Origin of the sequence: Curtobacterium sp. MCLR17_042 (assembly GCF_003234695.1) — a bacterium.
Lineage (GTDB): Bacteria > Actinomycetota > Actinomycetes > Actinomycetales > Microbacteriaceae > Curtobacterium > Curtobacterium flaccumfaciens.
On the sequence record NZ_QKTD01000027.1, the window covers coordinates 1 to 24,068 of the forward strand.

The 24,068-nt window shown below is 72.4% G+C and carries 20 protein-coding genes; 13 read left to right on the top strand and 7 right to left on the bottom strand.

Translation table 11 applies throughout. The features are described 5' to 3' along the window. Positions 1-141 precede the first annotated feature (141 nt). Positions 142-816, top strand: a complete 675-nt coding sequence (locus DEJ02_RS17750; protein WP_111034005.1) for a DUF6518 family protein — start codon at positions 142-144, stop codon at positions 814-816. A gap of 109 nt (positions 817-925) precedes the next feature. Further along, positions 926-4,414: an efflux RND transporter permease subunit gene (locus DEJ02_RS17755; RefSeq protein ID WP_111034006.1), complete on the top strand. Its 3,489-nt coding sequence runs from the start codon at positions 926-928 to the stop codon at positions 4,412-4,414. On the opposite strand, the gene DEJ02_RS17760 is transcribed toward DEJ02_RS17755, so the two are convergent. Next, positions 4,411-4,707 carry a hypothetical protein gene (locus tag DEJ02_RS17760; protein WP_111034007.1) on the bottom strand — a complete coding sequence of 99 codons (297 nt, stop codon included), beginning with the start codon at positions 4,705-4,707 and terminating at the stop codon, positions 4,411-4,413. The genes DEJ02_RS17755 and DEJ02_RS17760 overlap by 4 nt on opposite strands. A 106-nt stretch (positions 4,708-4,813) precedes the next feature. Next, positions 4,814-5,830 (bottom strand): alpha/beta hydrolase, encoded by a 1,017-nt coding sequence (locus tag DEJ02_RS17765; protein ID WP_146249334.1) that lies wholly within the window; start codon positions 5,828-5,830, stop codon positions 4,814-4,816. A gap of 106 nt (positions 5,831-5,936) precedes the next feature. On the opposite strand from DEJ02_RS17765, the gene DEJ02_RS17770 reads away from it, so the two are divergent. Together DEJ02_RS17770 and DEJ02_RS17775 are read left to right on the top strand one after the other, a co-directional pair. Beyond that, positions 5,937-6,791 (top strand): polyphosphate kinase 2 family protein, encoded by an 855-nt coding sequence (locus DEJ02_RS17770; RefSeq protein ID WP_181433175.1) that lies wholly within the window; start codon positions 5,937-5,939, stop codon positions 6,789-6,791. Positions 6,792-7,061: 270 nt separating this feature from the next. Next, on the top strand, positions 7,062-9,182 hold the full coding sequence (locus DEJ02_RS17775) for a DEAD/DEAH box helicase (RefSeq protein WP_111034009.1): 2,121 nt from the start codon (positions 7,062-7,064) through the stop codon (positions 9,180-9,182). 205 nt (positions 9,183-9,387) lie between these two features. Here DEJ02_RS17775 and DEJ02_RS17780 read toward each other — a convergent pair whose 3' ends face one another. Further along, positions 9,388-9,897 carry a DinB family protein gene (locus DEJ02_RS17780; RefSeq protein ID WP_111034010.1) on the bottom strand — a complete coding sequence of 170 codons (510 nt, stop codon included), beginning with the start codon at positions 9,895-9,897 and terminating at the stop codon, positions 9,388-9,390. A gap of 36 nt (positions 9,898-9,933) precedes the next feature. Continuing rightward, a complete protein-coding gene (locus DEJ02_RS17785) occupies positions 9,934-10,512 on the bottom strand; it encodes a MarR family winged helix-turn-helix transcriptional regulator (protein ID WP_111034011.1) in 579 nt (192 codons plus the stop codon). Positions 10,513-10,720: 208 nt separating this feature from the next. On the opposite strand from DEJ02_RS17785, the gene DEJ02_RS17790 reads away from it, so the two are divergent. The 4 genes from DEJ02_RS17790 to DEJ02_RS17805 all read left to right on the top strand — a co-directional run bounded on the left by DEJ02_RS17790 (position 10,721) and on the right by DEJ02_RS17805 (position 16,809). Beyond that, a complete protein-coding gene (locus DEJ02_RS17790) occupies positions 10,721-11,320 on the top strand; it encodes a hypothetical protein (RefSeq protein ID WP_110864334.1) in 600 nt (199 codons plus the stop codon). A gap of 68 nt (positions 11,321-11,388) precedes the next feature. Then, a complete protein-coding gene (locus DEJ02_RS17795; RefSeq protein ID WP_111034012.1) occupies positions 11,389-12,588 on the top strand; it encodes a S24/S26 family peptidase in 1,200 nt (399 codons plus the stop codon). Between the two features lie 61 nt (positions 12,589-12,649). Continuing rightward, positions 12,650-13,813 (top strand): exonuclease SbcCD subunit D C-terminal domain-containing protein, encoded by a 1,164-nt coding sequence (locus DEJ02_RS17800; RefSeq protein ID WP_111034013.1) that lies wholly within the window; start codon positions 12,650-12,652, stop codon positions 13,811-13,813. Next, entirely contained in the window at positions 13,813-16,809 is a 2,997-nt protein-coding gene (locus DEJ02_RS17805) for an AAA family ATPase (RefSeq protein ID WP_111034014.1), read from the top strand. Before DEJ02_RS17800 ends, DEJ02_RS17805 begins: the two co-directional genes overlap by 1 nt. A 37-nt stretch (positions 16,810-16,846) precedes the next feature. Here DEJ02_RS17805 and DEJ02_RS18590 read toward each other — a convergent pair whose 3' ends face one another. Next, positions 16,847-17,023 (bottom strand): hypothetical protein, encoded by a 177-nt coding sequence (locus DEJ02_RS18590; RefSeq protein ID WP_156463787.1) that lies wholly within the window; start codon positions 17,021-17,023, stop codon positions 16,847-16,849. Continuing rightward, a complete protein-coding gene (locus DEJ02_RS17810) occupies positions 17,020-17,829 on the bottom strand; it encodes a class E sortase (protein WP_244993373.1) in 810 nt (269 codons plus the stop codon). The genes DEJ02_RS18590 and DEJ02_RS17810 overlap by 4 nt, the downstream gene beginning before the upstream one ends. A gap of 93 nt (positions 17,830-17,922) precedes the next feature. Between DEJ02_RS17810 and DEJ02_RS17815 the strand changes: the two genes are divergently transcribed. After that, a complete protein-coding gene (locus tag DEJ02_RS17815) occupies positions 17,923-18,384 on the top strand; it encodes a GNAT family acetyltransferase (RefSeq protein WP_111034015.1) in 462 nt (153 codons plus the stop codon). A gap of 176 nt (positions 18,385-18,560) precedes the next feature. Here DEJ02_RS17815 and DEJ02_RS18595 read toward each other — a convergent pair whose 3' ends face one another. Beyond that, the gene (locus tag DEJ02_RS18595) at positions 18,561-19,484 is read right to left on the bottom strand and encodes an EamA family transporter (protein ID WP_111034016.1); all 924 of its coding nucleotides are present in this window, start codon (positions 19,482-19,484) and stop codon (positions 18,561-18,563) included. Positions 19,485-19,520: 36 nt separating this feature from the next. On the opposite strand from DEJ02_RS18595, the gene DEJ02_RS17825 reads away from it, so the two are divergent. From DEJ02_RS17825 to DEJ02_RS17840, 4 genes are all read left to right on the top strand, one after another. Beyond that, positions 19,521-20,669 (top strand): CPBP family intramembrane glutamic endopeptidase, encoded by a 1,149-nt coding sequence (locus tag DEJ02_RS17825; RefSeq protein WP_111034017.1) that lies wholly within the window; start codon positions 19,521-19,523, stop codon positions 20,667-20,669. A gap of 9 nt (positions 20,670-20,678) precedes the next feature. Beyond that, positions 20,679-22,547 (top strand): DNA helicase RecQ, encoded by a 1,869-nt coding sequence (recQ, locus tag DEJ02_RS17830; RefSeq protein WP_111024949.1) that lies wholly within the window; start codon positions 20,679-20,681, stop codon positions 22,545-22,547. An 87-nt stretch (positions 22,548-22,634) separates the two neighbouring features. Then, on the top strand, positions 22,635-23,381 hold the full coding sequence (locus DEJ02_RS17835; protein ID WP_111030846.1) for a 1-acyl-sn-glycerol-3-phosphate acyltransferase: 747 nt from the start codon (positions 22,635-22,637) through the stop codon (positions 23,379-23,381). Between the two features lie 135 nt (positions 23,382-23,516). Next, positions 23,517-23,873, top strand: a complete 357-nt coding sequence (locus DEJ02_RS17840) for a hypothetical protein (RefSeq protein WP_111034018.1) — start codon at positions 23,517-23,519, stop codon at positions 23,871-23,873. Positions 23,874-24,068: the final 195 nt, after the last annotated feature.

Genomic DNA, 24,068 nt, shown 5'->3' on the forward strand with positions numbered 1-24,068 from the left:
GGTCGGTGTCTTGCGGGGCTCGGGGCTTGCGGGGCTCGGCGTCTTGCCGGGCTCGGCGTCATCCTCTGGGGTGAGGTCGGGTCGGGGGTTCTCGCTCCTCGGGGTGATGCGGCTTCGGTGGGGTCCGGCGAGGCTGGTGCCATGAACGCGACCCTGTCCGCCGGAACCCGCTTCGCTGTGCCGACGTCCGTCGAGCCGCCCGCGGCGGTCCCCGCCGTGGTGCGGGTCACCATCGCGCTGAGCGGGGCGTTCCTGGCGGGCGTCCTGACCTCGTTCGGGCAGGCCGTGCCCGCACTCGCCTCCGTGTCGAACTCGGCCGGACCGTGGTTCCTCGTCGCCGCGCTGCTGTGCCTGGTCGCCGGAGCACGAGGGGGCCGGGTCGCCCTGCCGCTGGCGATGGTGCTCGGCGTCGTGCTCCTCGAGCTCATGCACGTCGGGTACTGGGCCACGACGGTCCTGCGCGGGTTCCCCGACGTGCTGTCGATCACGAACCCCTGGGTGCTGCTCGGGGTGCCGGCCGGGCTGCTGGCCGGAGCGGCCGCCGTGGCGGTGCGGTCCCGCGAGGCCCGGTGGCGCGCGGGGGCGTTCGGTGCGACGGCCGCGGTGCTCGTCGGTGAGGGGATCCGCGGGCTGCTGCAGGTCGCCGCGACGACGGGGCACGTCACCTGGGCCGTCGAGATCGTCGTCGGGGTGGTGCTCCTCGGCATCGGGGTCGTCGGCACCCGCTCACCCGTCGCGCGCGTGGTGGCGCTCGGCACCGGGGTGGTCGGCACGGTGGCGGTGCTCGGGGCGTACCTGTTGCTGGGCGGGTTCTGATCCTGCAGTCCTGATCCGACGGCGGGTTCTCGCCGCTCCGTCCTGATCCGACGGCGGGTTCTGGCTGCCAGCCGAACGTTCGTCGGTCGGTCCTGCGAGGATCGATGACGTGCACCTCCTCTCGGTCTTCAGCCTGCGCAACCGGGCCCTCATCGCGCTCGTCACGATCGTGGTCGCGGTCTTCGGCGGCATCGCGCTCTCGAGCCTCAAGCAGGAGCTGATCCCCAGCGTCGAGTTCCCGCAGGTCGCGATCGTCAGCGCCTACCCCGGAGCCACGCCAGAGGTCGTGTCGAACGACGTCTCGACCAAGATCGAACAGGCGATCCAGGTCGTCCCGGACCTCGAGTCGACCAGTGCGACCTCGTCGACCGGGCAGAGCGTGGTGTCGGCGTCGTTCCAGTACGGATCGAACCTGGCCAGCGCCGAGGACAAGATCCAGACCGCGGTGAACGCGCTGTCGCTGCCCGACTCGGTGCAGACGCAGATCGTCACCGGGTCCTTCGACGACCTGCCGGTGCTGCAGGTCGCCGTCTCGGCGTCCGGCAACCAGGAACAGCTCGTCGACCGGCTGCAGGCCTCGGCGATCCCCGACCTCGAGAAGCTCGACGGCGTGCGGCAGGCGGACGTCTTCGGCAACCCGGGTCGTCGGGTCGTCATCACGCCGGACCAGGACGAGCTCGCCGCCCGCGGCCTCAGCCAGACGGCGATCTCGGACGCGCTCGACGACAACGGCACCCTGATCCCCGGCGGCACGATCACCGAGGACGGCTCGACCCTGTCGGTGCAGACGGGCGAGCGGATCGCTTCGCTCAAGGACATCCGCGCGCTGCCGCTGACGAGCTCGTCGAGTTCGGACGGGTCCGGGTCCGGGTCGGGTGCCGCCGGTGCCGACGGGACGGCCTCGTCCGGTGACGGCACGGCTGCGGGTGCGACCGGCACGGGGGCGACCGGCGCCGGTGCGACCGGGACCGGCACGGGCGCGACCGGCACGGGTGCGACTGGCACGGGCGCGACCGGTGCCGCTCCCACGGGTGACGCCGCGACGGGCGGGTCGACGCCCGCGGCCACGCCGACGGACACCACCCTGGGCGACGTCGCGAAGGTCGCCATCGCCGAGTCGCCGCGCACCTCCATCAGCCGCGTGGACGGGCAGCAGGCGCTGACGATCTCGATCACGAAGACGCAGGAAGCCAACACCGTCGACGTCTCGAACACCGTCCGCGACGCCCTGCCCGGCATCGAGGACAAGATCGAGGGCGACCCCCGCTTCACCGTCGTCTTCGACCAGGCGCCCTACATCCAGCAGTCCATCGACTCCCTGGCCGAAGAGGGCCTGCTCGGGCTCGCCTTCGCGGTGCTCGTCATCCTGGTCTTCCTGCTGTCGTGGCGCTCCACGCTCGTCACCGCGATCTCGATCCCGACGTCGGTGCTCCTCGCGGCGATCGGCATGCGCGCCGCCGGGTACACGCTCAACATCATCACGCTGGCGGCCCTCACGATCGCGATCGGCCGCGTGGTCGACGACTCGATCGTCGTCATCGAGAACATCAAGCGGCACATGCTCCCGGGCGTCGACCGGGGCCAGGCCGTGCGGGACGCCGTGCGCGAGGTCGCCGGCGCGGTCACCGCCTCGACCCTGACCACCGTCGCGGTGTTCCTGCCGGTCGCCTTCGTCGCAGAACTCGTGGGGGAGCTGTTCCGACCGTTCGCCGTGACGGTCACCCTGGCGCTCGTCGCGTCGCTGTTCGTCTCGCTCACCATCGTGCCGGTGCTGGCGTACTGGTGGCTGCGCCCGCCGAAGGCGAAGCCGGGCGACGCGACGGCGGCAGCGGAAGCGCCCACGGACGCGGAAGCGGCATCGTCGGCGATCGATTCCGAGCGCGGGCACGAAGGTGACCGCTCGGAGGGTGCGCTCGCCTCCGCCGCGGACCTGCACGACGCCGGCCGGGTCGACCGCCTGCGCCGCGTCTACCTGCCGGTGCTCCGGTGGGTCGTCCGCAAGCCGGTCGTCGTCATCCTGCTCGCCGTGATCGTGCTCGGCGGAACGGTCGCCACGCTGCCGTTCGTCACCACGAACTACCTGGGCGACTCGGGGCAGAACACGTTCACGGTCACGCAGGACCTGAAGGCCGGTTCGAGTCTCGCCGTCCAGTCCGAGTCCGCACGCAAGGTCGAGCGGGCACTGCAGGACGTCGACGGCGTCGAGACCGTGCAGACCACCATCGGCACGAGCGGCCAGTCGATCCAGGCGGCGTTCGGCGGGGGCGGCAGCGCCTCGGTGCAGTACGCCGTCACGACCGACGCCGAGGCCGACCAGCCCACGATCCAGGCCGACGCGCGGAAGTCGATCGGGACTATCAAGGACGTCGGCGAGGTCACCATCGCGTCCTCCGGCGGCGGGTTCGGCGGCAGCAGCGACATCGAGGTCGACGTGACCGCGCCGACCCAGTCGCAGCTCGAGACGGCGTCGCGCCAGGTGCTGAAGACCATGCAGTCGGTCCCGGACACCACGGGCGCCACGAGCAACCTGTCCGCGGCAGAACCGTTCCTCGCCGTCCGGGTCGACCGTGCCAAGGCTGCGTCACTCGGTCTCACCGAGACCCAGGTGGGTGGCCTCGTCGCCGCCGCGGTCTCGCCGAGGGACACCGGCAGCATCGAGATCGACGACGCGACGCTCGACGTCTACATCGCCGACCCGGAGCCGCCGACCACCATCGCCGCGCTCCGTGCCCTCGACGTGCCGACGAGCACCGGAACGGTCCCGCTGTCCGACGTCGCCACGGTCGAGGAGTCCGAGGGCCCCACCACCGTCACCACGACGAACGCGGCCCGCACCGCCACGATCACCGTGACGCCGGACGCCACGAACCTCGGTGCGGCCGTGCAGTCCGTCACGACCGCCGTCGACGAGCTCGACCTGCCGAAGGGTGCGACCGCCTCGATCGGTGGCGTCGCCGCCAGCCAGTCGTCGGCGTTCTCGCAGCTCGGGCTCGCGGTGCTGGTCGCCGTGCTGATCGTCTACGTGATCATGGTCGCGACGTTCCGGAGCCTGCTCCAGCCGCTGCTGCTGCTCGTGTCGGTGCCGTTCGCGGCGACGGGCGCGATCCTGCTGCAGATCGCGTCGGGCGTCCCGATCGGTGTCGCGTCGCTGATCGGTCTGCTCATGCTCGTCGGCATCGTCGTGACGAACGCGATCGTGCTCATCGACCTCGTCAACCAGTACCGACGGCGCGGGTTGCGAGTGCGCGAGGCGTTGATCGAGGGCGCCACACGACGCCTCCGTCCGATCCTGATGACGGCGATGGCGACGATCTTCGCGCTGCTGCCGATGGCGATCGGGCTGACGGGCAAGTCCGGCTTCATCTCGCAGCCGCTGGCACTGGTGGTGATCGGTGGCCTGGTGTCCTCGACGCTGCTGACGCTCGTGGTGCTGCCGGCGCTGTACTTCGTGGTCGAGCGGGCTCGCGAGCGCAACGACGACCGGATCGCCGCGGGCAAGACCCGGAAGCAGGCGCGCGCCGAGCGACGCCAGGAACGCGTGGAACTCCGGCAGGAACGACAGCGGCGACGAGCGGCGCGTTCCGGCAGCGCTGCCTAGCGGCGGTACTCGGCGTCGATCGCGGCGAGGGGCGACACGACGACGCGCTCGATCCGTTCCTCGCGCTCGACGGCCCGGAACCACGACACCAGCACCAGGGTCAGCGTCACGAGGAACACCACGGCGGAGACCTGCGACACGACGGCCAGCTGCCCGGTGACCGAGGCGTAGCCGCCGAACGACACCGCGGCGACGAACGACAGCCCGAGCAGCAGCTCCCCGAACGTCTGCAGCGCAGGGCGGTCCCAGCGGGTCGCAGCGGCGCGGGCAGGGCGGGTCGAGGTGTCGGTCACCCCCGAAGTCTGCGGCCAGGGGGTCGGCAGCGGCAGTCCCGACTCCGGGTGGCACCCACCCGGGGCACGCGGTCGGTCTCCTGCGCCGGCAGCCGGCAGCCGGCGGTCAGCCCAACTGTGTCCGCAGGAACGTGACCACGCGGCGGCTCATCGCCTCGTCGAGCTGGGCGATCGAGTGGGCCGTGCCCTCGACCGCCACGAACGTCACCGGGACGTCGTGGGACCGGAGCGTCGCGGCGAACTCCTGCGACTCCCACATCGGGATGAACTCGTCGGTGGAGTGCCCGATGAAGAACGGCGCGGTGTCCGAGGTGACGTGGAACTCCGGCGACGCCCGCGTGGCCGCCGGGCACCTGGCGTACGACCGGCACCCGAGGTAGAGCAGCTGCTTGCGCTGGAAGGCCGCGGACACCCCGTCGGGCTCGGTGGACCGGGTGGTCAGGTTCGTCGGCCCGCTCAGGTCGACCACGGCACGGATCCGGTCGCCGTCGGCGTACGCGGCGGAGTCGTGGTCGGTGACGGCGAGCATCGCGGCGAGGTTGCCGCCGGCGCTCCCGCCGAACACGCCCACGCGCTGGGAGTCGACGTCGTAGGTCTCGAGCGTCGCGGGACGGAACACGTAGTCGAGCGCACGGCGCACGTCGTCGAGCCCCGCCGGGAACGGGTCCGTCGGCGCCAGCCGGTAGTCGACGTTGAACGTCACGAAGCCCTCGGACGCCAGGTACTTGCACACGGACCGGTACGCGGCCGTCGCCTTGTCGCCGTGCGACCAGCTGCCGCCGTGGATCATCAGGACCGCGGGGCGTCCGGTGGTGGCCTCGACCGCTTCGGCATCAGGGTCGGCGGTGGCCGAGGCTGACGGCGTCGCGGTGGGCGTCGCCGTCGTCGCGGGGTCGCTGTCGGCGGGCAGGCACACGTCGAGGCGCTGCAGCGGGTCGCTTCCGTAGGGCACGTCGGCCACCACGTCGATGCCGTGGTACCGCAGCGACAGCGGGTAGATGACGCTGTCCGCGGTCACGGTGGCGTTCTCGTCGCCGACCGGGTCCGTGCTGCAGGACGCCATCGCGCCGAGCGCCACCACCGCGGCGACGAGCGCGAGCACTGAGCGGCGGCCGGACTTCATCACGTCCACGCTAGCCGCCCCGGCGACCGCCCACGTCACCCGAGCGGAGGACGGCAGTGCGAGGATGAGCACGGCAGCCGCCGACCGGAGCACCGCAGGAGGACCCGTGAGCAATCGCAAGGCCTGGAACGCCGATCCCGAACCACTGCTCCGCGTCGAACCCGGGTTCCGCCTCGACCAGGTGGACCCGGACGGCACCCCGGGCTTCCCCGGCCGAAAGATCGACGGCCTCGAGGCCCTCGCCGCCGGCGCCTCCCGTCTCGCCGCCCTGCAGGAGCGCCTGTACGCGGCATCGACGGCCGGCGACGAGCGCCGGGTGCTGCTCGTACTGCAGGCGATGGACACCGCGGGCAAGGGCGGCATCGTCTCGCACGTCGTCGGTGCGGTCGACCCGAACGGCGTGCACTACGCCGGCTTCAAGGCCCCGACGGCCGAGGAGCGCGAGCACGACTTCCTCTGGCGCATCGAGAAGCAGCTGCCGGCAGCCGGGCAGCTCGGCGTGTTCGACCGCTCGCACTACGAGGACGTGCTCGCCCAGCGCGTCCGCGGGCTCGCCGCGCCGGACGAGATCGAACGCCGCTACGGCGCGATCACCGCGTTCGAGGACGGCCTCGCCGCCGCCGGCACGACCATCGTCAAGGTGATGCTGCACATCTCGAAGGACGAGCAGCGCGAGCGTCTCGGCGACCGGCTCGACCGCCCCGACAAGCACTGGAAGTTCAACCCGGGCGACATCGACGACCGCCTGCTCTGGGACCGCTACCAGCAGGCGTACCAGATCGCCCTCGACCGCACGTCGACCCCGCAGGCGCCCTGGTACGTCGTGCCCGCGAACCGCAAGTGGTACGCCCGCCTCGCCGTGCAGCAGCTCCTGCTCCGGGCGCTGGAGGACATGCACCTGTCGTGGCCGAAGGCGGACTTCGACGTCGCCGAGCAGCGTCGTCGGCTCGCGGAGTCCTGAGCGCGCGACCACCGGCCTGGAGGCCCGTCCCGCGCCCGGCACGCCGCCGCCGGACCGCGCGGGGCTGGCGTCAGGGCACCGGCTCGCGTAGACTCACTCGGTCGGCCTTCGACGTCGTGACATTGTGATCACGGAAATTCTGCTGGGTGTGTGTTGCTCGAGGGCTGGAATCACGTCGACTCGCGACGGGATGAACCCCCTCTCCGCAAGCAGCCCCCGCCGATGTCGCTGTCGGGCGCTGCGGTACGTTGCGCACCCGAGAAAGCAGCCATGGCCCCGTACAACAAGGGCGGCGCGGACAACCGCGCCTCCGACCGCGTCCGCCACCCGAACGGCACCCCCGCCGCCCGCAGCAGCAAGCACCGCGGGTTCCGCGCCGCCGACTCGTCGCAGCCGCGCCAGAGGCAGCGCTGGGACGCCGAGGAGCGTCGCGGTCGCGCGTCGCAGGGCGAGCGTCCGGCCCGTCCGAACTGGGAGCCGCGTGACAGTGGCGGCCAGCGTCGCCCCGACCGCGACGACCGTGGTGGTCGCGGCTTCAACCGCGATGACCGTGCCCCGCGTCGCTTCGATCGTGACGACCGTGCTCCGCGTCGTGACAACGACGACCGTCCCCGTCGTTCGTTCGACCGCGACGACCGCGCGCCCCGCAGCTTCAACCGCGATGACCGTGCGCCCCGTCGTGACAGCGACGACCGTCCTCGTCGCTTCGACCGCGACGACCGCGCACCGCGCAGCGTCAACCGTGACGACCGTGCGCCGCGTCGTGACAACGACGACCGTCCCCGTCGTTCGTTCGACCGCGACGACCGCGCCCCGCGCAGCTTCAACCGCGATGACCGTGCGCCCCGTCGTGACAGCGACGGCCGTCCTCGTCGCTTCGACCGCGACGACCGCGCGCCCCGCAGCTTCAACCGTGACGACCGTGCGCCGCGTCGTGACAACGACGACCGCCCGCGCCGTTCGTTCGACCGCGACGACCGTGCACCGCGTTCGTTCAACCGTGACGACCGCGCCCCGCGTCGCGACAACGACGACCGTCCGCGTCGCTCGTTCGACCGCGACGCCCCGCGCAAGTTCGACCGTGACGACCGCAGCGACCGCACCCCGCGCCGCTCGTTCGACGAGCCCGAGCGCGGCAAGTTCGTGCCCGCAGACGACGTCAAGCTCGAGAAGCTCCAGGCCGAGGCCACCATCGCGGCCGACGTCGAGGGCGTGACCTTCGGCGACCTGGGCATCGGCGGCAACATCTCCCGCGCCCTGCAGGAGCTCGGCGCCTCGAGCCCGTTCCCGATCCAGGCGGCGACGATCCCCGACGTGCTCGCCGGCAAGGACGTCCTCGGCCGTGGCCGCACCGGCTCCGGCAAGACCATCGCCTTCGGTGCGCCCCTGGTCGAGAAGCTCATGGAGCACGGCGGCGGCACCAAGCGCAAGATGGGCCGCGCCCCGCGTGCGCTCATCCTCGCGCCGACCCGTGAGCTCGCCCTGCAGATCGACCGCACCGTGCAGCCCATCGCCCGCTCGGTCGGCCTGTTCACGACGCAGATCTACGGCGGCGTCCCCTACGGCCGCCAGGAGGGCGCGCTCGAGCGCGGCGTTGACATCATCGTCGGCACCCCCGGCCGTGTGCAGGACCTCATGAACAAGGGGAAGCTCGACCTCAGCGAGGTCATCATCTCCGTGCTCGACGAGGCCGACCACATGTGCGACCTCGGGTTCCTCGAGCCGGTGCAGGAGATCCTCTCCGCCACGGCCGAGGTCACCCCGCAGGGCAACCGCGCGCAGAAGCTGCTCTTCAGCGCGACGCTCGACACCCAGGTCGCGGCGCTCGTCGAGCAGTTCCTGCACGAGCCGAGCGTGCACGAGGTCGCGGGTGAGGACCAGGCGTCCTCGACCATCGACCACCGTGTCCTCGTGGTCGAGCAGCGCGAGAAGGACCGTCTCCTCGAGGAGCTGGTCGCCGGCGACGGCAAGACCATCGTCTTCGCACGGACCCGCGCCTACGCCGAGCGTCTGGCCGACCAGTTCGAGGACGCCGGCATCCGCGCGACCTCGCTCCACGGTGACCTGAACCAGTCGCGCCGCACGCGCAACCTGCAGCTGCTCACGAGCGGCCGGGTGAACGTGCTCGTCGCCACCGACGTCGCCGCCCGCGGTATCCACGTCGACGACGTCTCGCTCGTCGTGCAGGCGGACGCCCCGGACGACTACAAGGCGTACATGCACCGCTCCGGCCGCACCGGTCGTGCCGGCAAGGAGGGCACGGTCGTGACGATCGTCCCGCGCGGCCGCATCCGCAAGATCGAGGGCATCCTCGAGCGCGCCGAGATCGAGGCGGACCTGGTGCAGGCCGCACCCGGTGACGGCATCGTGTCGGAGCTCGCCGCGCGCTAAACGCCACCAGACGACGGACGGGAGGTGGGCCCCACCCGCCGGTACCGGCGTGACGCGCCAGCGGCACGACGGCCGTGACGGGAGGGACGGTACCAGCTGGTACCGGGCCTCCCGTCCGTCACATGGTGAGCACCAATGGTCGGGTCGCGACGTCGGACCCGACCATTCCTGCTCACGAAGCGACCGCGCGCGTCTCCGCGCGCGCTCAGCGGTTGAAGAACAGCAGCCCGCGCACGAAGCCGGCCTGCCCGGCGTGCTGCGTGCAGTCGTCCAGGATGCTCACGAGCCGCGCGCCGGCCGTCACGGGCGGGTCCCACGCGTCGTCGACGACGGGGTCGAGGTCGTCCGGGCCGAGCGTGCCGAGGTACGCGACCGTGCGCTCGTGCACGGCCCGCAGGTACCCGGTGAGCAGCTCGGCAGAGGCCCGCACCCGCCCGACGTCGTCGCGGGACATTCCGTAGCCGAGCGCCTCGGCCGGGAACGGCAGCCCGAACCGGTCGTACCAGCCGTCCGCCGTCCAGACCTGCTCGGAGCCGGCGAGCTCGGCGATCTGCACGTCCTGGCCGCGGGCGATGTGCCACGCGAGCCACGCGAGGGTGTTCGCCCCGGCTGCCGGTCGTGCCGCGAGCTGGTCTTCGGAGAGCCCGTCGACGGCCCGCTCGACGGTCTCGGGGATGCGGGAGAACGCTTCGGTGAGGAGTTCAGAGGGGGTCATGGCGCTCACGCTACGCGCGGGCCGTGACACCCGCTGTCACGCTGTGGACGACCGGTGGTGGCGTTCCAAGGCGGCGGCGAACCCCTCGAAGGCGGCCGCGACCACGGCGCGGTCCGACGGTGCGACGACCTGCTGGAAGGCCTGCGAGTAGACGGCACCGACCTCGCGGGCGACCGCCGTGCCCGAGGGCGTGAGGTGCAGCAGCACGCTCCGTCGGTCCTCGGGGTTCGGGCGACGCTCCAGGTGTCCGTGCTTCTCGAGCCGGTCGATCAGCGACGTCATCGCCCCGGTGGTGAGCTCGAGGTACTCGCCGGCCTGCTTCGGGGTCACGCCGTGGCCGCCGGCTGCGTTGAGGAAGAACACGAAGCGGGTGTCCGTGGCGTTCAGTCCGCGGCTCGTGCTCTCGTGGTGCAGGACCCGCGCGTGCTGCATCTGGAGCACCCGGAAGGCGGTGAGCAGTCGTGGCAGGTCGGCGTCGGGGTCCGTGTCGACGGTGACGGGGTCCATCGCGGTGACGTCGGGCGACATGGGTGCCGGCGGTGTGGTGGGGGCGACGCGTGCCGTGGGGACGGCGGGTGCGTGCGGGGGGAGGACGACCGGGTCGGTGTCCGTCATGGGAGCTCTTCTCGGGTACAGGGTGGGAAGTTCAGTCAACAAGTAACTCACTCGTCAAGATACCCCCATCAGTGGGGACATCTCAGGTCTTGTGAGCTGCTCGAACGCCAAGTAGCTTGATCGTCGTACCACCTCGGCACGTAGCGCGACCAACCACCGCGGGCCCGTCCGAACCACCGATCAGATCTCTTCCTCACGGAGTCCAACCATGTCTCGTGTCACGCCTCGTGCTGCCCGCCTCGCCGCCTGGATCGCCATCCCCGCTGCCCTCGTCGCCTCGGGGGTCGTCGTCTCGACGGCCTCGTACGCGGCCTTCTCCTCGACCACCGTCAACCCGACGAACAACTGGACGGCCGGCAGTGTCGCCCTGTCCGACGACGACAACAACACCGCGCTGTTCACGGCGAACAACCTGAAGCCCGGCTCGACCGGTGCGAACTGCATCGCGGTGACCTCGACCGGTTCGCTGCCCTCGGCCGTGAAGCTCTACGGCACGAACGTCTCGACCACGAAGGACCTGGCGGCGAACGTCAACCTGACCGTCGAGCAGGGCACCGGCGGCGGCTTCGGCTCCTGCTCCGGCTTCACCCCGGCCGCCACCGGCGGCTCGCTCTACAGCGGCACCGTCGCGGGCTTCGGCGCCGCCTCGACCAACTACGCGACCGGCGTCGGCACCTGGGCCCCGACCGGCACCGCGTCCGAGACGCGCGTCTACCGCGTCACCTACACGGTCTCGAGCACCGCCCCGAACACCGTGCAGGGCGGCACCGCAGCCCTCGGCTTCACCTGGGAGGCCCAGAACAGCTGAGCCGGGACCGGGGCCGAACCAGCCCCGTCCGTTCCCTCCCCGCAACGCGCCCCCGGTCGAAGGCAGTCATGAGCAGCATCGCAGTGCACGGTGGTCCCGCACCGCACGCAGCGGTCCGTGACGCCGTCGACTGGGGGCGCGTCGTCGTCGCCACCCTCGCCCGGGGCGTGGTCGCGACGCTGCTCGGCCTCGCGCTCTGGGCGGCCGCGCCGGCGCTCATCGGCTGGCAGCCGACCACCGTGATGACCGGTTCGATGGAGCCGAGGATCGTCCCCGGCGACGTGGTCGTCTCGCGTCCGGTCGGCTCGGGCGAGATCGCGACGGGCAAGGTCCTGCTCGCCGACGACCCGGACCAGGCGGACCACCTGCGCATGCACCGGTACGTCGAGGACGGCCCCGGCGGCACCATGGTCACGAAGGGCGACGCCAACCCCCAGCAGGACTCCACGCCGATCGAGCGCTCCGCCGTGCACGGCATCGCCTTCCTGCGCATCCCCTTCATCGGGACACCGATCCGGTGGATCAGCGCGGGGGAGTGGGGCCTGGTCGCGATGCTCGCGCTCGGCCTGACCGCGGTGCTCGCGCTCTGCACGATCGACGGGTCGCTCCGGCGACTCGTCGAGGACGACGACGAGACCGACGACGCAGCCGGGGGTCCGGACGACGCGGCCGGCCCGGACGACGCCACCGGCCCGGTGGACGGTACGGACGACGGCCTGGAGGCGCGGAACGGCGCCGCCACGGGCCTCCCGACCGCCGCGCCCACCGTCCTCACCCGTCGCGCGCTGCGTCGACGAGTCCGTCGCAGGCGGCGGCTGCGCCGCCTCGGTGGGGGCGCCGCGGTGCTCGCGCTCGCGGCGGCCGCCGGCGTCCTGCTGCCCGGAGCGGCGGACGCGGCCCCGTGGTCGCGGACCACCGTCGCACCGACCGCGACCTTCACGGCGGGCACGGCGACCGGTGTCCCCACCCTGACCTGTGCCCCGGCCGGGTCGAACACGGTGACGATCGCCTGGACCTACGACAACGGCGCGACCGTGCCGGTGTCGTTCGACCTGATGAACGGGACGACGCAGGTGGCCAGCACGACGACCGTCGGTGCCCGTTCGATGACGTACGGAGGCGCCGGACTCCTGAACCTCGGCACCACGTACACGCTGCACCTCCGCACGAACCTCGGCAACAACTGGACAGCGACGAGCACACTGACCGTCAAGGTCCGGGTCGTCTCGGTCCTCGGCCTGGCGTCCGCCAGCTGCGTGACCGCCTGAGTCCTCCACAAGGCACCGCGAGGTGTCCGGAGATGTCCCCGGCCGGCGTTACCGTGGCCGCATGCGCATCCTGCACACCGGCGACTGGCACCTCGGCCGCACACTGCTGGGTGCCGACCTGCTCGAGCACCAGGCCGCGTTCAGCGACTGGCTCGTCGACCTCGTCCGCGAGCGCGCGGTCGACCTCGTCGTCATCGCGGGCGACGTCTACGACCGTGCGATCCCGCCGGTGGACGCCGTCCGCATGCTCTCCCGTGTGCTGGAGCGTCTCGCCGAGACCACGACGGTGGTCCTCACGCCGGGCAACCACGACTCCGCCGCACGGCTCGGCTTCGGTGCCGGCGTGATGGGGCAGCGTGTGCGCATCCTCGCCGAGCCCGCCCACGTTGCCGATCCGGTGCTCGTGCCCGACGACGACGGCCCGGTGGCCGTCTACGGCATCCCGTACCTGCACCCCGACCTCACGCGGTACGCCCTGGCGGCGGTCCCGGACGAACCCCTCGCCCGCTCGCACCACGCCGTCGTGCACGCCGCCACCGAACGGATCCGCGCTGACCTGGCGACGCGGGCCGGCACCCGCAGCGTCGTCGTCGCGCACGCCTTCGTCGGGGGTGCCGACCCGAGCGACAGCGAGCAGGACATCCGCGTCGGCGGCGTCGACCGCGTGGCCGAGTCGGTGTTCGACGGGTTCGACTACGTCGCCCTCGGGCACCTGCACGGCCCGCAGCGCGTCGGCGAGGGCGACCGGATCCGGTACGCCGGGTCGCCGCTGGCGTTCTCGTTCGGCGAGCGGCTCCAGCGGAAGTCCGTGACCATCGCCGACCTCGACGCGGCCGGTGCCGTCACCGTCGAGCTCGTGCCGACCCCGGTACCGCGGCGGCTCGTCGACGTGCGGGGCAGCATCGACGCCATCGAGTCCGGGGAGTTCCGGGCCGACGCCGACGCCTGGGTGCGGGTCGCGGTGACCGACACCGTGCACCCGGAACGCATGTACGCCCGCGTGAAGGACCACTTCCCGCACGCCCTGGCGATCACGCACGAACCGGCGGACCGGCCGGCCGCCACCGCCGCGCGGGCCGTCACCGCGACGTCCGACCCGGTCGAGGTCGCCGGCGACTTCGTGGCCTTCGCCACCGGCGGGCTGCCCGACGACGACGAACGGGCGGTGTTGACCGAGGCGTACGAGGCCGCGCTGCTCGCCCTGCAGCGCGAGGGGGACCGCTGATGTACCTGCACCGACTCGAACTCCGCGCCATCGGTCCCTACCCCGACCTCGTGACCATCGACTTCGCGGCGCTGGCCGCCTCCGGGGTCTTCCTGCTCGAAGGGCCGACCGGTTCCGGCAAGTCGACGATCATCGACGCCGTCGTGTTCGCCCTGTACGGCGGACTCGCCGGATCCGACGCCAGCTCCGACCGGCTGCACAGCCAGCACGCCGACCCCGCGGTCGAACCGTTCGTCGAGCTCGTGTTCGAGACCGGTGCGGGCACGTACCGGGTCCGGCGCACCCCGCAGTACGACCGCCCGAAGCAGCGGGGGACCGGCACGGTGAAGCAGCAGGCGTCGGTGCAGCTGTTCCGGCTCGCCGCGCCGACCGACGTCGCCGGCGAACCCATGTCGTCCCGCATCCCCGAGGTCGGGGTCGAGATCGCCCGGATCGTCGGGCTCGACCGCGCGCAGTTCCTGCAGACCGTGGTGCTGCCGCAGGGCGAGTTCGCACGGTTCCTCCGCTCCCCGGGGGAAGACCGCCGGAAGCTCCTGCAGTCGCTGTTCGGCACCCAGGTCTACGACCGCACCGCCGACGAGCTCTCCGCTCGCCGCCGGGCCGTGCAGGCCGAGGTCGAGGGGGCCGACGACCGCGTCCGAGACGCCCTGGCCCGGTTCGCGCAGGCGGCCGATCTCGCCGAGGCCGACGAGTCCGTCGTCGCCGGCACGGTGGCGTCCCTCCGTGCGACGGCCGACGCCGCCGGGGCGGCCCGGTCGGCTGCGGCTGCCGCTGTGACGGCGGCGACCGAGCACGAGCGATCGGTGACGGCCCGTGCGGCCGCCCTCGAGCGGCGAGCGGCGCTGCTGCTGCGGCAGACGGTCCTGAACGACGACGCCCCGGCGATCGAGCAGGCGCGGGCCGCGGTCGCAACGGCCGAGCGTGCCGCCCGGGTCGCCGCGGTGGCCGACGGCCTCGACGCCGCAACCGTCCGGGCGGACGACACCGCCGCGGCAGCCGCCCGGTTGCACGAGCAGCACGCACTCGGCGCCGTCGACGCACAGCAGGTCGCCCGGCGCCGCGACACCCTGACCGACGCCCTGTCCGACGTCCGGCACCTCGTCGCGGTCGAGGCCGAGGCAGACGCCAGGCGCACCGCCATCGCCGAGGCCTCCGCGACCGCATCGCGCCTCACCGACGACCTCGCCGCCCTCGACACCGCGCTCGAGGCCCGGCCGACGGAACGAGCCCGGATCGTCGAGGCCGCCCGCACCGCCTCGACGACCGCTGCCGACGCCGACGCCGCCGCGCACGAGGTCGCCCGGGTGCAGTCGCTCCGCGCCGACCTGGCCGCGCGCGACCGCGCCGAACAGCGGGTCGCCGGTGCCGAACGCATCGTGGCAGATGCCCGCCGTCGGGCCACCGAGGCGCTCGACGCCGAACGCTCCCTGCGCGAGCGGCGGATCGCCGGACTCGCCGGAGAGCTCGGTGCCGCGCTGACCCCCGGCGACCCCTGCCCGGTGTGCGGATCGACGGCGCACCCGTCGGTGGCCGCGCCGCAGGACGACCACCCGACGATCCAGGCGGTGGAGTCCGCGGGCGACGCCACGCGACTGGCCGACCAGCAGCTCGCCGACGCCGCGGCCGACCTGGCCGTCGAGCGCGCCGAGAACCTCCGACTGACCGACGTCGTCGGCGCCGTCGACACGGTCGCCCTCGACGCCATGGCGGTGGCCGCCGACGAGCGGGTCCGAGCGGCGCACGACGCCGCGGCGCTGGTGCTGGAGCACGAGCGCGAGCGGACGGCGCACGACACCGCGACGCGGGCGCTCGAGCGCGAGCGGAACGACCTCGACGCCCGGCGCACGGTGCTCGCATCGACCGCGGCCTCCGATGCCGAGCGGCTCGAGGCCGACCTGCGATCCGTGCACGAGGCGATCGGCCGGCTCGCAGCACTGCTCGACAGCGACAGCGACAACGGCAGCTCGCCTGTGTCGCTCCGGGCCGTGGTCGACGAGCTCGACGGACGGCTGACGGTGCTCCGCGCCGTCGCCGAGGCCGACGACCGCGCGGCTGCCGCTGCCCGCGCCCGCGACGAGCGCAGCGCCGAGGTCGCCCGGGTCCTCGACGAGCAGGGGTTCCCCGACGCCGACGCCGCACGGGCCGGCCTGCTCGACCCCGACACCATCGCACGCTTCCGCAGCAGCATCAGCGCCGCCGAGGCCGAACGCGCCGTCGTGCGGGCAGGGCTCGACGACCCCGCGGTGGTGCAGGCCGCCGACGACGATCCGGAGCAGCTCGACGTGCCGGCGGCCCAAGCCGAACGGGTCCGCGCGACGGCCGAGCTCGACGAGGCCACCCGGCTCGCGGTGACCGCAGCGCACCGCGCCGAGGCCGTCGAGCAGTGTGCGACCGAGGTCGACCGCACCGTCCGTGCCCGACAGGAGACCTCGGCCCGCAGCCGCGCGGTCGTCCGGCTCGCCGACGTCGCGAACGGGGTGACATCGGTCAACCCGACCGGCATCACGCTCGGCACCTACGTGCTCATGCGGCGCTTCGAGGACGTCGTGGCGGCGGCGAACGACCGGTTGCGCGGCATGCTCGCCGGGCGCTTCACCCTCGAGACCTCCGACGAACGGGAATCCGGGTCACGGGCGCGACGGACGGGGCTCGCCCTCGCCGTGCACGACCACACGACCGACACCGTCCGTGATCCCCGCAGCCTGTCCGGCGGCGAGACGTTCACCGTGTCGTTGTGCCTGGCGCTCGGGTTGGCCGACGTCGTGCAGGCCGAGGCCGGCGGGGTCTCGCTCGGCACCCTGTTCGTCGACGAGGGGTTCGGCACGCTCGACCCCGAGACCCTCGACGACGTCATCGGGCAGTTGTCGCGACTCACCGCGGGCGGGCGACAGGTCGGGATCGTCAGTCACGTCGAGGAACTCAAGCAGCGGATCCCGGAGCGGATCGCCGTGCGACGCACCCCGGCCGGTGGGTCGCAGGTGACGACCACGGTCTGACCAGACCAGACCGGACCGGACCGGACCGGACCGGACGCTACGGGGTCGGCGTCGACTCCACCGTGCCGTCCGGCGGCGGCAGGATGTCCGCGGCGATCCACGGGAACACCCACTGGAACAGCACGAACACGATGGCGACGAGGAGCACGAGCAACTCGAGCACCTTCAGGGCGGTGGGGCCGGGCAGCAGCCGCCAGACCAGGGGGAAGATCACTTGGCGGTCTCCGAGAGTTCCTTCGGGGTGCCCTCGGACGCGGGCATCCAGTAGTCGAGCTTCGCGTGCGTCACGAACCGCTCCGCCGCCGACCACATCGGGTGGCAGGCGGTCAGCGTCAGCCAGCGATCCTGGGGTGTCGGTTCCACGCCGGGCTTGTTCGGCACCGGGGCGATCGTCTCGATCTTGTCGGGCGTGACGATCTGGCTGTCGGTGACCTTGTAGACGTACCAGACGTCGAACTTCGTCTTCGCGTCGGTGACCCGGACCACGACCGAGTCGCCCTTCTTGAGCTCCGCGATCTGGTTGAGGGGCTTGCCGTAGGTGACCCGGTGTCCGGCGACGGCGAAGTTGCCGGGTGCGCCGGGCATCGCGGTGTCCTGGTAGTGGCCGAGCCCGATCGTGTTGAGGACCTTCTCACGATCCGTGCCCTCGCCGATCGGCCGGTTGTAGTCCTTGCCGAACCGGGGGATCTGCATCGTGCCGAACACGTCCGACAACCCCGGCGGTTCGTCCAGCACGGGTGCGGTGCCGCGGTGCTCGGTGCCCTCGACCTTCGGCGTCTTGACCTGGTCGAGGCCCTGCACGAGCTTCGTCTGCTCGTTCACGGCGACCACGTCGGTCCACCACGCCGTCCACACGACGTACAGGCCGGTGCCGGCGCCCGCGATGATGAGCAACTCGGCGATGAGCGACACGATCGCACCGCCGACCGTCTGGCGTCTGCGCGGGGAACGCCGGGACCGCGAACCGGCTTCGTCGTCCCGTGCGCTGCGGCGCGACGGGAGGGTGTCGTGTGCGGTCACGGGGCTCCTGATCGGCTGGGTGGTCGGACAGGTCTATCAGATCACGGCGACAGACCGGTGACGACGTTCTCCCCACCCCGTTAACGTGGGGGCATGGAGTACCGGATCCGCCCCTTCCGCACCGAGGACACCGACGCGGTCGTCGCCCTGTGGGAATCGTGCGGCCTCGTCCGACCCTGGAACGACCCCCGACGTGACATCGCCCGCAAGCTGACCGTCCAGCCCGAGCTCTTCCTGGTCGCCGAGCCCCAGGCCGCCGGCACCGGTACCGGTACCGACGACACCGACACCGGCGTCGTCGCCGCGGGCATGGCCGGCTACGACGGGCACCGCGGCTGGGTGAACTACCTCGCCGTGCGCCCCGACCTGCAGGGCTCCGGCCTCGGTCGCACCCTGATGGCCGAGTTCGAGCGGCTCCTGACCGACCTCGGCTGTCCGAAGCTCAACCTGCAGGTGCGGGCGGGCAACGAGCAGGTGCTCGAGTTCTACGCGTCCCTCGGCTACACCGACGACCGCACGGTCTCGCTCGGCAAGCGCCTCATCCCCGACGCCTGACCGCGCTCACCCGTCGCACCGTGCGGGTTCGCTCATCCGGTGCGGCGTTGGCGGCTCGGTGCGGTGCTGCAAGTCCGCACCGGGCGGTCAACCTCGCACGGTTCGAACGACTCGGCACCGTGCCCGGCCCCGCCCGGCCCCGCCCGGCCCCGCCCGACCCCGCCGCGACCCGCGCGCTAGGCCAACGCCAGCGCCACCGACGCGACGAACGCCAGCACGATGCCGATCCACTGCTGCGCGGTCAACCGCTCCCGCAGCACCACCCCGGCCAGCACCACCGTGCCGATCGGGTAGAGCGCGTTGAGCACGCTCACGACGGGCAGGGTCGCCGGGTCGTCGCTGCTGTGCAACCCCGCCTGGATGAACACGTTCGCCATTGCGTCGAAGACGCCGCACACGGCCACGGTGACCAGCAGCCGCGGACCCCATGCGCGAGTCGACCCAGGCTCGCGGACGGCGGCAGCCCCGTCGGAGCGGGCCGACGTCGGGGCGGACACCGGGCCTCCCGTCCGGAGCACGACGACGATCGCCGCCGCACCCAGCAGCACCGCCTGCAGCACCCGCGCGACCACGAGGGGCGCGATGCCGGAGTCGGACGGCGTCATGTCGTAGGCCAGCACGATCCCGCCGAAGCCGCACCCGGCGACGGCGGCGGCGGCGACGCCCCGGGCGGTGAGCCGCGCGCCCGAGGCGTCCCGGACCACCGCGACCAGGACCACCGCGACGACCGCGACCACGAGCGCGCCGGTGGCCACGGGCGACAGCACGGTGCCGCGGAACAGCGCGACGAGCACCGGCACGACGGCCGCGAAGACGGCGGTGACGGGGGAGAGCACGCTCATCGGCCCGATCGCGAGTGCCGCGTAGAGCAGCAGTACCCCGACGCCGCCGGAGAGGCCGGCGACCGCACCCCAGACCGCGGCCGGCCACGAGAACACGCCACCCAGGACCACCAGTCCGACGAGTAGCGGCACGATCCCGATCGCGGCGGCCACCGCCGTGACGACGACCGGTCGGACCCGGCGCGAGGCGAGTCCGCCCAGGAAGTCGGCGAACCCGTAGACGATCGCGCCGGACAGGCCGAACAGGACGGTGAGCACGGCTCCCATCCTGCCCGGCCCGGTACCCTGCGGTGCGTGAGTGTTCCCTACCAGCGCCTGCCCCGGATCGACGGACGGTGGAGGTGGTGGCGGCCGCTCGTCGCCCTCGCGTTCCTGGCGGGGTGGTACCTCGTGTCGCAGATCGTCATCGCGGTCGCGTACTTCGTGCCGATCCTCCGTGCACAGGGCGCCGACGGTCTGATCCAGTTGCAGAACGACCTGGCGAGCGGTGCGCTCGACCCCACCGACCCGGTCGTGCTCTCGATGTCGCTCGTCTCGCTCGTGGTCCTGCTGCCGGGCATCCTGCTCGCCGTCAAGATCGCGCGGATCGGACCGGCCGGCATCCTGTCATCGACGCGGTTCCGGGTCCGGTGGGCCTGGACTGCCTGGTGCCTGCTGCCGACGCTCGTCATCGCGGCGTTCATGTTCGTCTGGCAGACCGGCCTGTTCTGGGACGGCGGGATGATCACGACCGACGGCGGCTTCGCCTGGAACCACGACGCGATCGGCCAGTCGACGGTCTCCCTCGGCACCCTCACCCTGACGATCGTCCTCGTCGTCCTGCTCGTCCCGTTCCAGGGCGCCGCCGAGGAGTACATCTTCCGCGGCTTCCTCATGCAGACGGTCGCGTCGTGGATCCCGCGTCGCGTCGGCACGGTCATCGCCGTGGCGGTCTCGACGGTCGTCTTCGCGGTGCTGCACATCCCGAACGGCTACAACGTCTGGGGCATCCTCGACGTCGGCTCGTTCGGTCTGATCGCGGCGATCATCGTCCTCCGGACCGGCGGACTCGAGGCCACGGTCCTGCAGCACGCGTTCAACAACATCATGATCTTCGTGCTGCAGGCGCCCGGCTGGTCCGGGATCGACCTGACCTCGTCGGACGCGAACGGCACGTGGCAGGGCACGCTCGTCACCCTCGTCACGTCGCTCGCGTTCTGGGGCATGGTCGAGTTCCTGGCGTGGTGGCGGGGGCTGGACCGCCGGTTCGCCGGGCACGAGGCGCCCCGGTTCCGCGGTGTGACCCCGGCCTGGGCGGGCGGCGTCGGCTGGACCCGGCCTGGAGGCACGGGCTGGGCGACCACGCCGGCCCGCGCCGACGACGTGGCCGGCTCCGACCACCGTGTCGGCTCCGGCACGGACGGTGCTGTGGAAAGTGCGGTGGGTGTCGCCGGTCGCCCGTAGGCTCGTGGCATGAGCACCACGCCCGCGTCCGCTGCCGTGCCTGCTCCCGCTGCAGTGTCCGCACCCCGTGCCGCTGCGCTCGACGTGCTGCACCGCGTGTGGGGCTACGACGACTTCCGCGGCGAGCAGGCGGCCATCATCGACCAGGTGGTGGCCGGTGGCGACGCCCTGGTGCTCATGCCGACCGGTGGCGGCAAGTCCCTCTGCTACCAGGTGCCATCGCTCGTCCGCGACGGCGTCGGGGTCGTGGTGTCGCCGCTCATCGCCCTCATGCAGGACCAGGTCGACGCCCTGGCCGCGAACGGCGTGCGCGCCGCGTTCCTCAACTCCACGCAGGGCCCCGACGAACGGTCCCGGGTCGAGCGTGCCGTGGTGCAGGGCGAGGTCGACATGCTCTACCTCGCGCCCGAGCGGCTGCGGCTCGAGTCCACCCGTGCGCTCCTCGACCGGGCGCGCGTCTCGCTGTTCGCCATCGACGAGGCACACTGCGTCGCCCAGTGGGGCCACGACTTCCGCCCGGACTACCTCGAGCTGAGCGTCCTGCACGAGCGGTGGCCGACGGTGCCGCGCATCGCCCTCACCGCCACCGCGACGCCGCAGACCCACCGCGAGATCTCCGCACGGCTCGGCCTCGACGACGCCGCGCACTTCGTCGCCGACTTCGACCGGCCGAACATCCAGTACCGCATCGAACCGAAGACCGGTGCGCTGCAGCAGCTGCTCACCTTCATCCGCACGGAGCACAGCGGCGACGCCGGCATCGTGTACTGCCTGTCCCGCAACTCCGTCGAGCGCACGGCGTCCGCCCTGGCCGAGCAGGGGATCAACGCCCTGCCGTACCACGCGGGCCTCGACGCACGGGTGCGTGCCCGCAACCAGTCGACGTTCCTGCGCGAGGACGGCGTCGTCATGGTGGCGACCATCGCGTTCGGCATGGGGATCGACAAGCCCGACGTCCGGTTCGTGGCGCACCTCGACCTGCCGAAGTCGGTCGAGGGGTACTACCAGGAGACCGGCCGTGCGGGTCGTGACGGGCTCCCGGCCACCGCGTGGCTCGCGTACGGCCTGAACGACGTCGTGCAGCAGCGGCGGATGATCGACCAGTCCGAGGGTGACGCCGCACACCGTCGGCAGCTCAGCGCCCACCTCGACGCCATGCTCAGCCTGTGCGAGACGATCGAGTGCCGCCGGGTTCGCCTGCTCGCGTACTTCGGGCAGGAGAGCACGGCGTGCGGCAACTGCGACACGTGCATCGCGCCGCCGGAGTCGTGGGACGGCACCGTCCCCGCGCAGAAGCTGCTGTCCACCGTCGTGCGGCTCGAGCGTGAGCGCCGCCAGCGGTACGGCGTCTCGCACCTCGTCGACATCCTGATCGGCAAGCGGTCGCCCCGCGTGCAGGAACTCCAGCACGACACGCTGGCGACCTTCGGCATCGGCGCCGACCTGTCCGAGGGCGAGTGGCGCGCGGTCGCACGACAGGTGCTGGCCCAGGGCTACGCGGCGGTGTCGGGCGACGGCTTCGGCACGGTCGTCCTCAGTCCCACGAGCGCCGAGGTCCTGACCGGCAAGGTGCAGGTGCGGATGCGTCGCGACCCGGTCAAGGCTCCGCGGGCCGGACGCAGCAGTCGACGGACGGTCGTCACCGACATGCCGCAGGAAGCCGTCGGCCTGTTCGAGGCCCTGCGTGCCTGGCGTGCAGCCGAAGCCCGCGAGCAGGGCGTCCCCGCGTACGTGGTGTTCAACGACGCGACACTCCGGGGCATCTCCGCCGTCCGACCGGCCGACGTCGACCAGCTCGGCGAGATCTCCGGCGTCGGCGCGGCGAAGCTCGAGCGGTACGGGCGCGCGGTCCTCGACGTCGTCGCCGCGGCCGACTGACCCCCGACCAGCACTGCATGCCGTTCCGGGCATGTGCACTCCGCGCGCCTCATTACACTCGGTAGCTCGTCACCACGAGGAGGTCCGGTGTCCGGTTCGACGAAGTTCGCCACCGTGCTCAGTCGCGCGGTGGTGACCCCGCTCGCCCGGTTGCTGTGGCGCCCGAAGATCATCGGTCGTCGGAACGTCCCGAAGCGTGGTGCGGTGATCCTCGCGAGCAACCACCGCTCGTTCATCGACTCGCCCGCGATCACGCTCATGGCACCGCGCAAGGTGTCGTTCCTGGCGAAGCAGGAGTACTTCACGGGTTCGGGCCTCAAGGGAGCGGTCTCGCGGGCGTTCTTCGGGGGCATCGGCGCCATCGGGGTCGAACGTGGCGCGGGTGCGGCGGCGCAGCAGGCCCTCGACCTCGGGCTGGCACGCCTGCAGGAGGGCGAGGCGTTCGCGATCTACCCGGAGGGCACGCGCTCGCTCGACGGCCGGATCTACAAGGGCCGCACGGGTGTGGCGTGGCTGGCGCTGACGAGTGGCGCCCCCGTGGTGCCCGTCGCGCTCACCGGCACCGAGGACGTCCAGCCGGTCGGGTCCCGGCTGCCGAAGCTCGCCCGCGTGACGATCGAGTTCGGGCAGCCGATCGATCTGTCGTCCTTCGGCGAGGCGTCGTCCGGTCGAGCTCGGCGCCACGCGACCGATGCGGTGATGGCAGCAATCCAGGAGCTCAGCGGCCAGGAGCCGGCGAACACCTACAACAACCCGCCCGCGACGATCGTGGAGCGGGTCCGTCGTGCGCTGCAGCCGGACGACCCGACCGCTGCCGCCGTCGACCCCGACTGATCGCTGCAACTGTCCGGTCACTATTGCACATCTGAAATATCGATGGTTGAATGACGGACGTGCCGCTCGGCACGCCGCCATCGCCGGTCGCCCGAGAACGACCAGCCACGACATCCAGATCGGACCGTCCGCAGCATGTCCTCCACCCCGCTCTTCGACTCCATCGCCCAGCGTCGCGATCAGGCCGACGCTCCGCACTCCACTCCGCACTCCACCGCGTCGCCAGCGCTCGCCGTCGTGACCCCGGTGCCGACCTCGCCGATGTCCGCGCCCGTCCGTCCGGGTGACTCCACGCTGGTGCCGGCCGCGCTCGTCGCCGCGATCGACGAGATCCCGGTCCGGGTGGCATCGGCCCTGGTGACCGAGGTCACGATCCGCCCCGAGCACCTCGTCCTGGTCGAGACCGTCGCCGACGCGATCACCCGCGCGGTCGTCGACGCCGTCGTGTGCGAGCTGGACCGGATCGCCCGTGACGGCGTCGTCCGCGTCTGACCGGGCCGGGCACCGCACGATGACGACCCTCGACGACGACCTGCCCCGGCGCCCACGCGGTGCCGAGCGCCGCGCCGCCGACCGACCGACCGCGCCCCGGCCGCGCCGTGCACGGCACGCTGCACAGCCGGGGCCGCTCCGAGCCGCCGGGGTGGCGGTGCCCCCTCCCGCCACCCCGGCGGCTCGGAGCGGCCC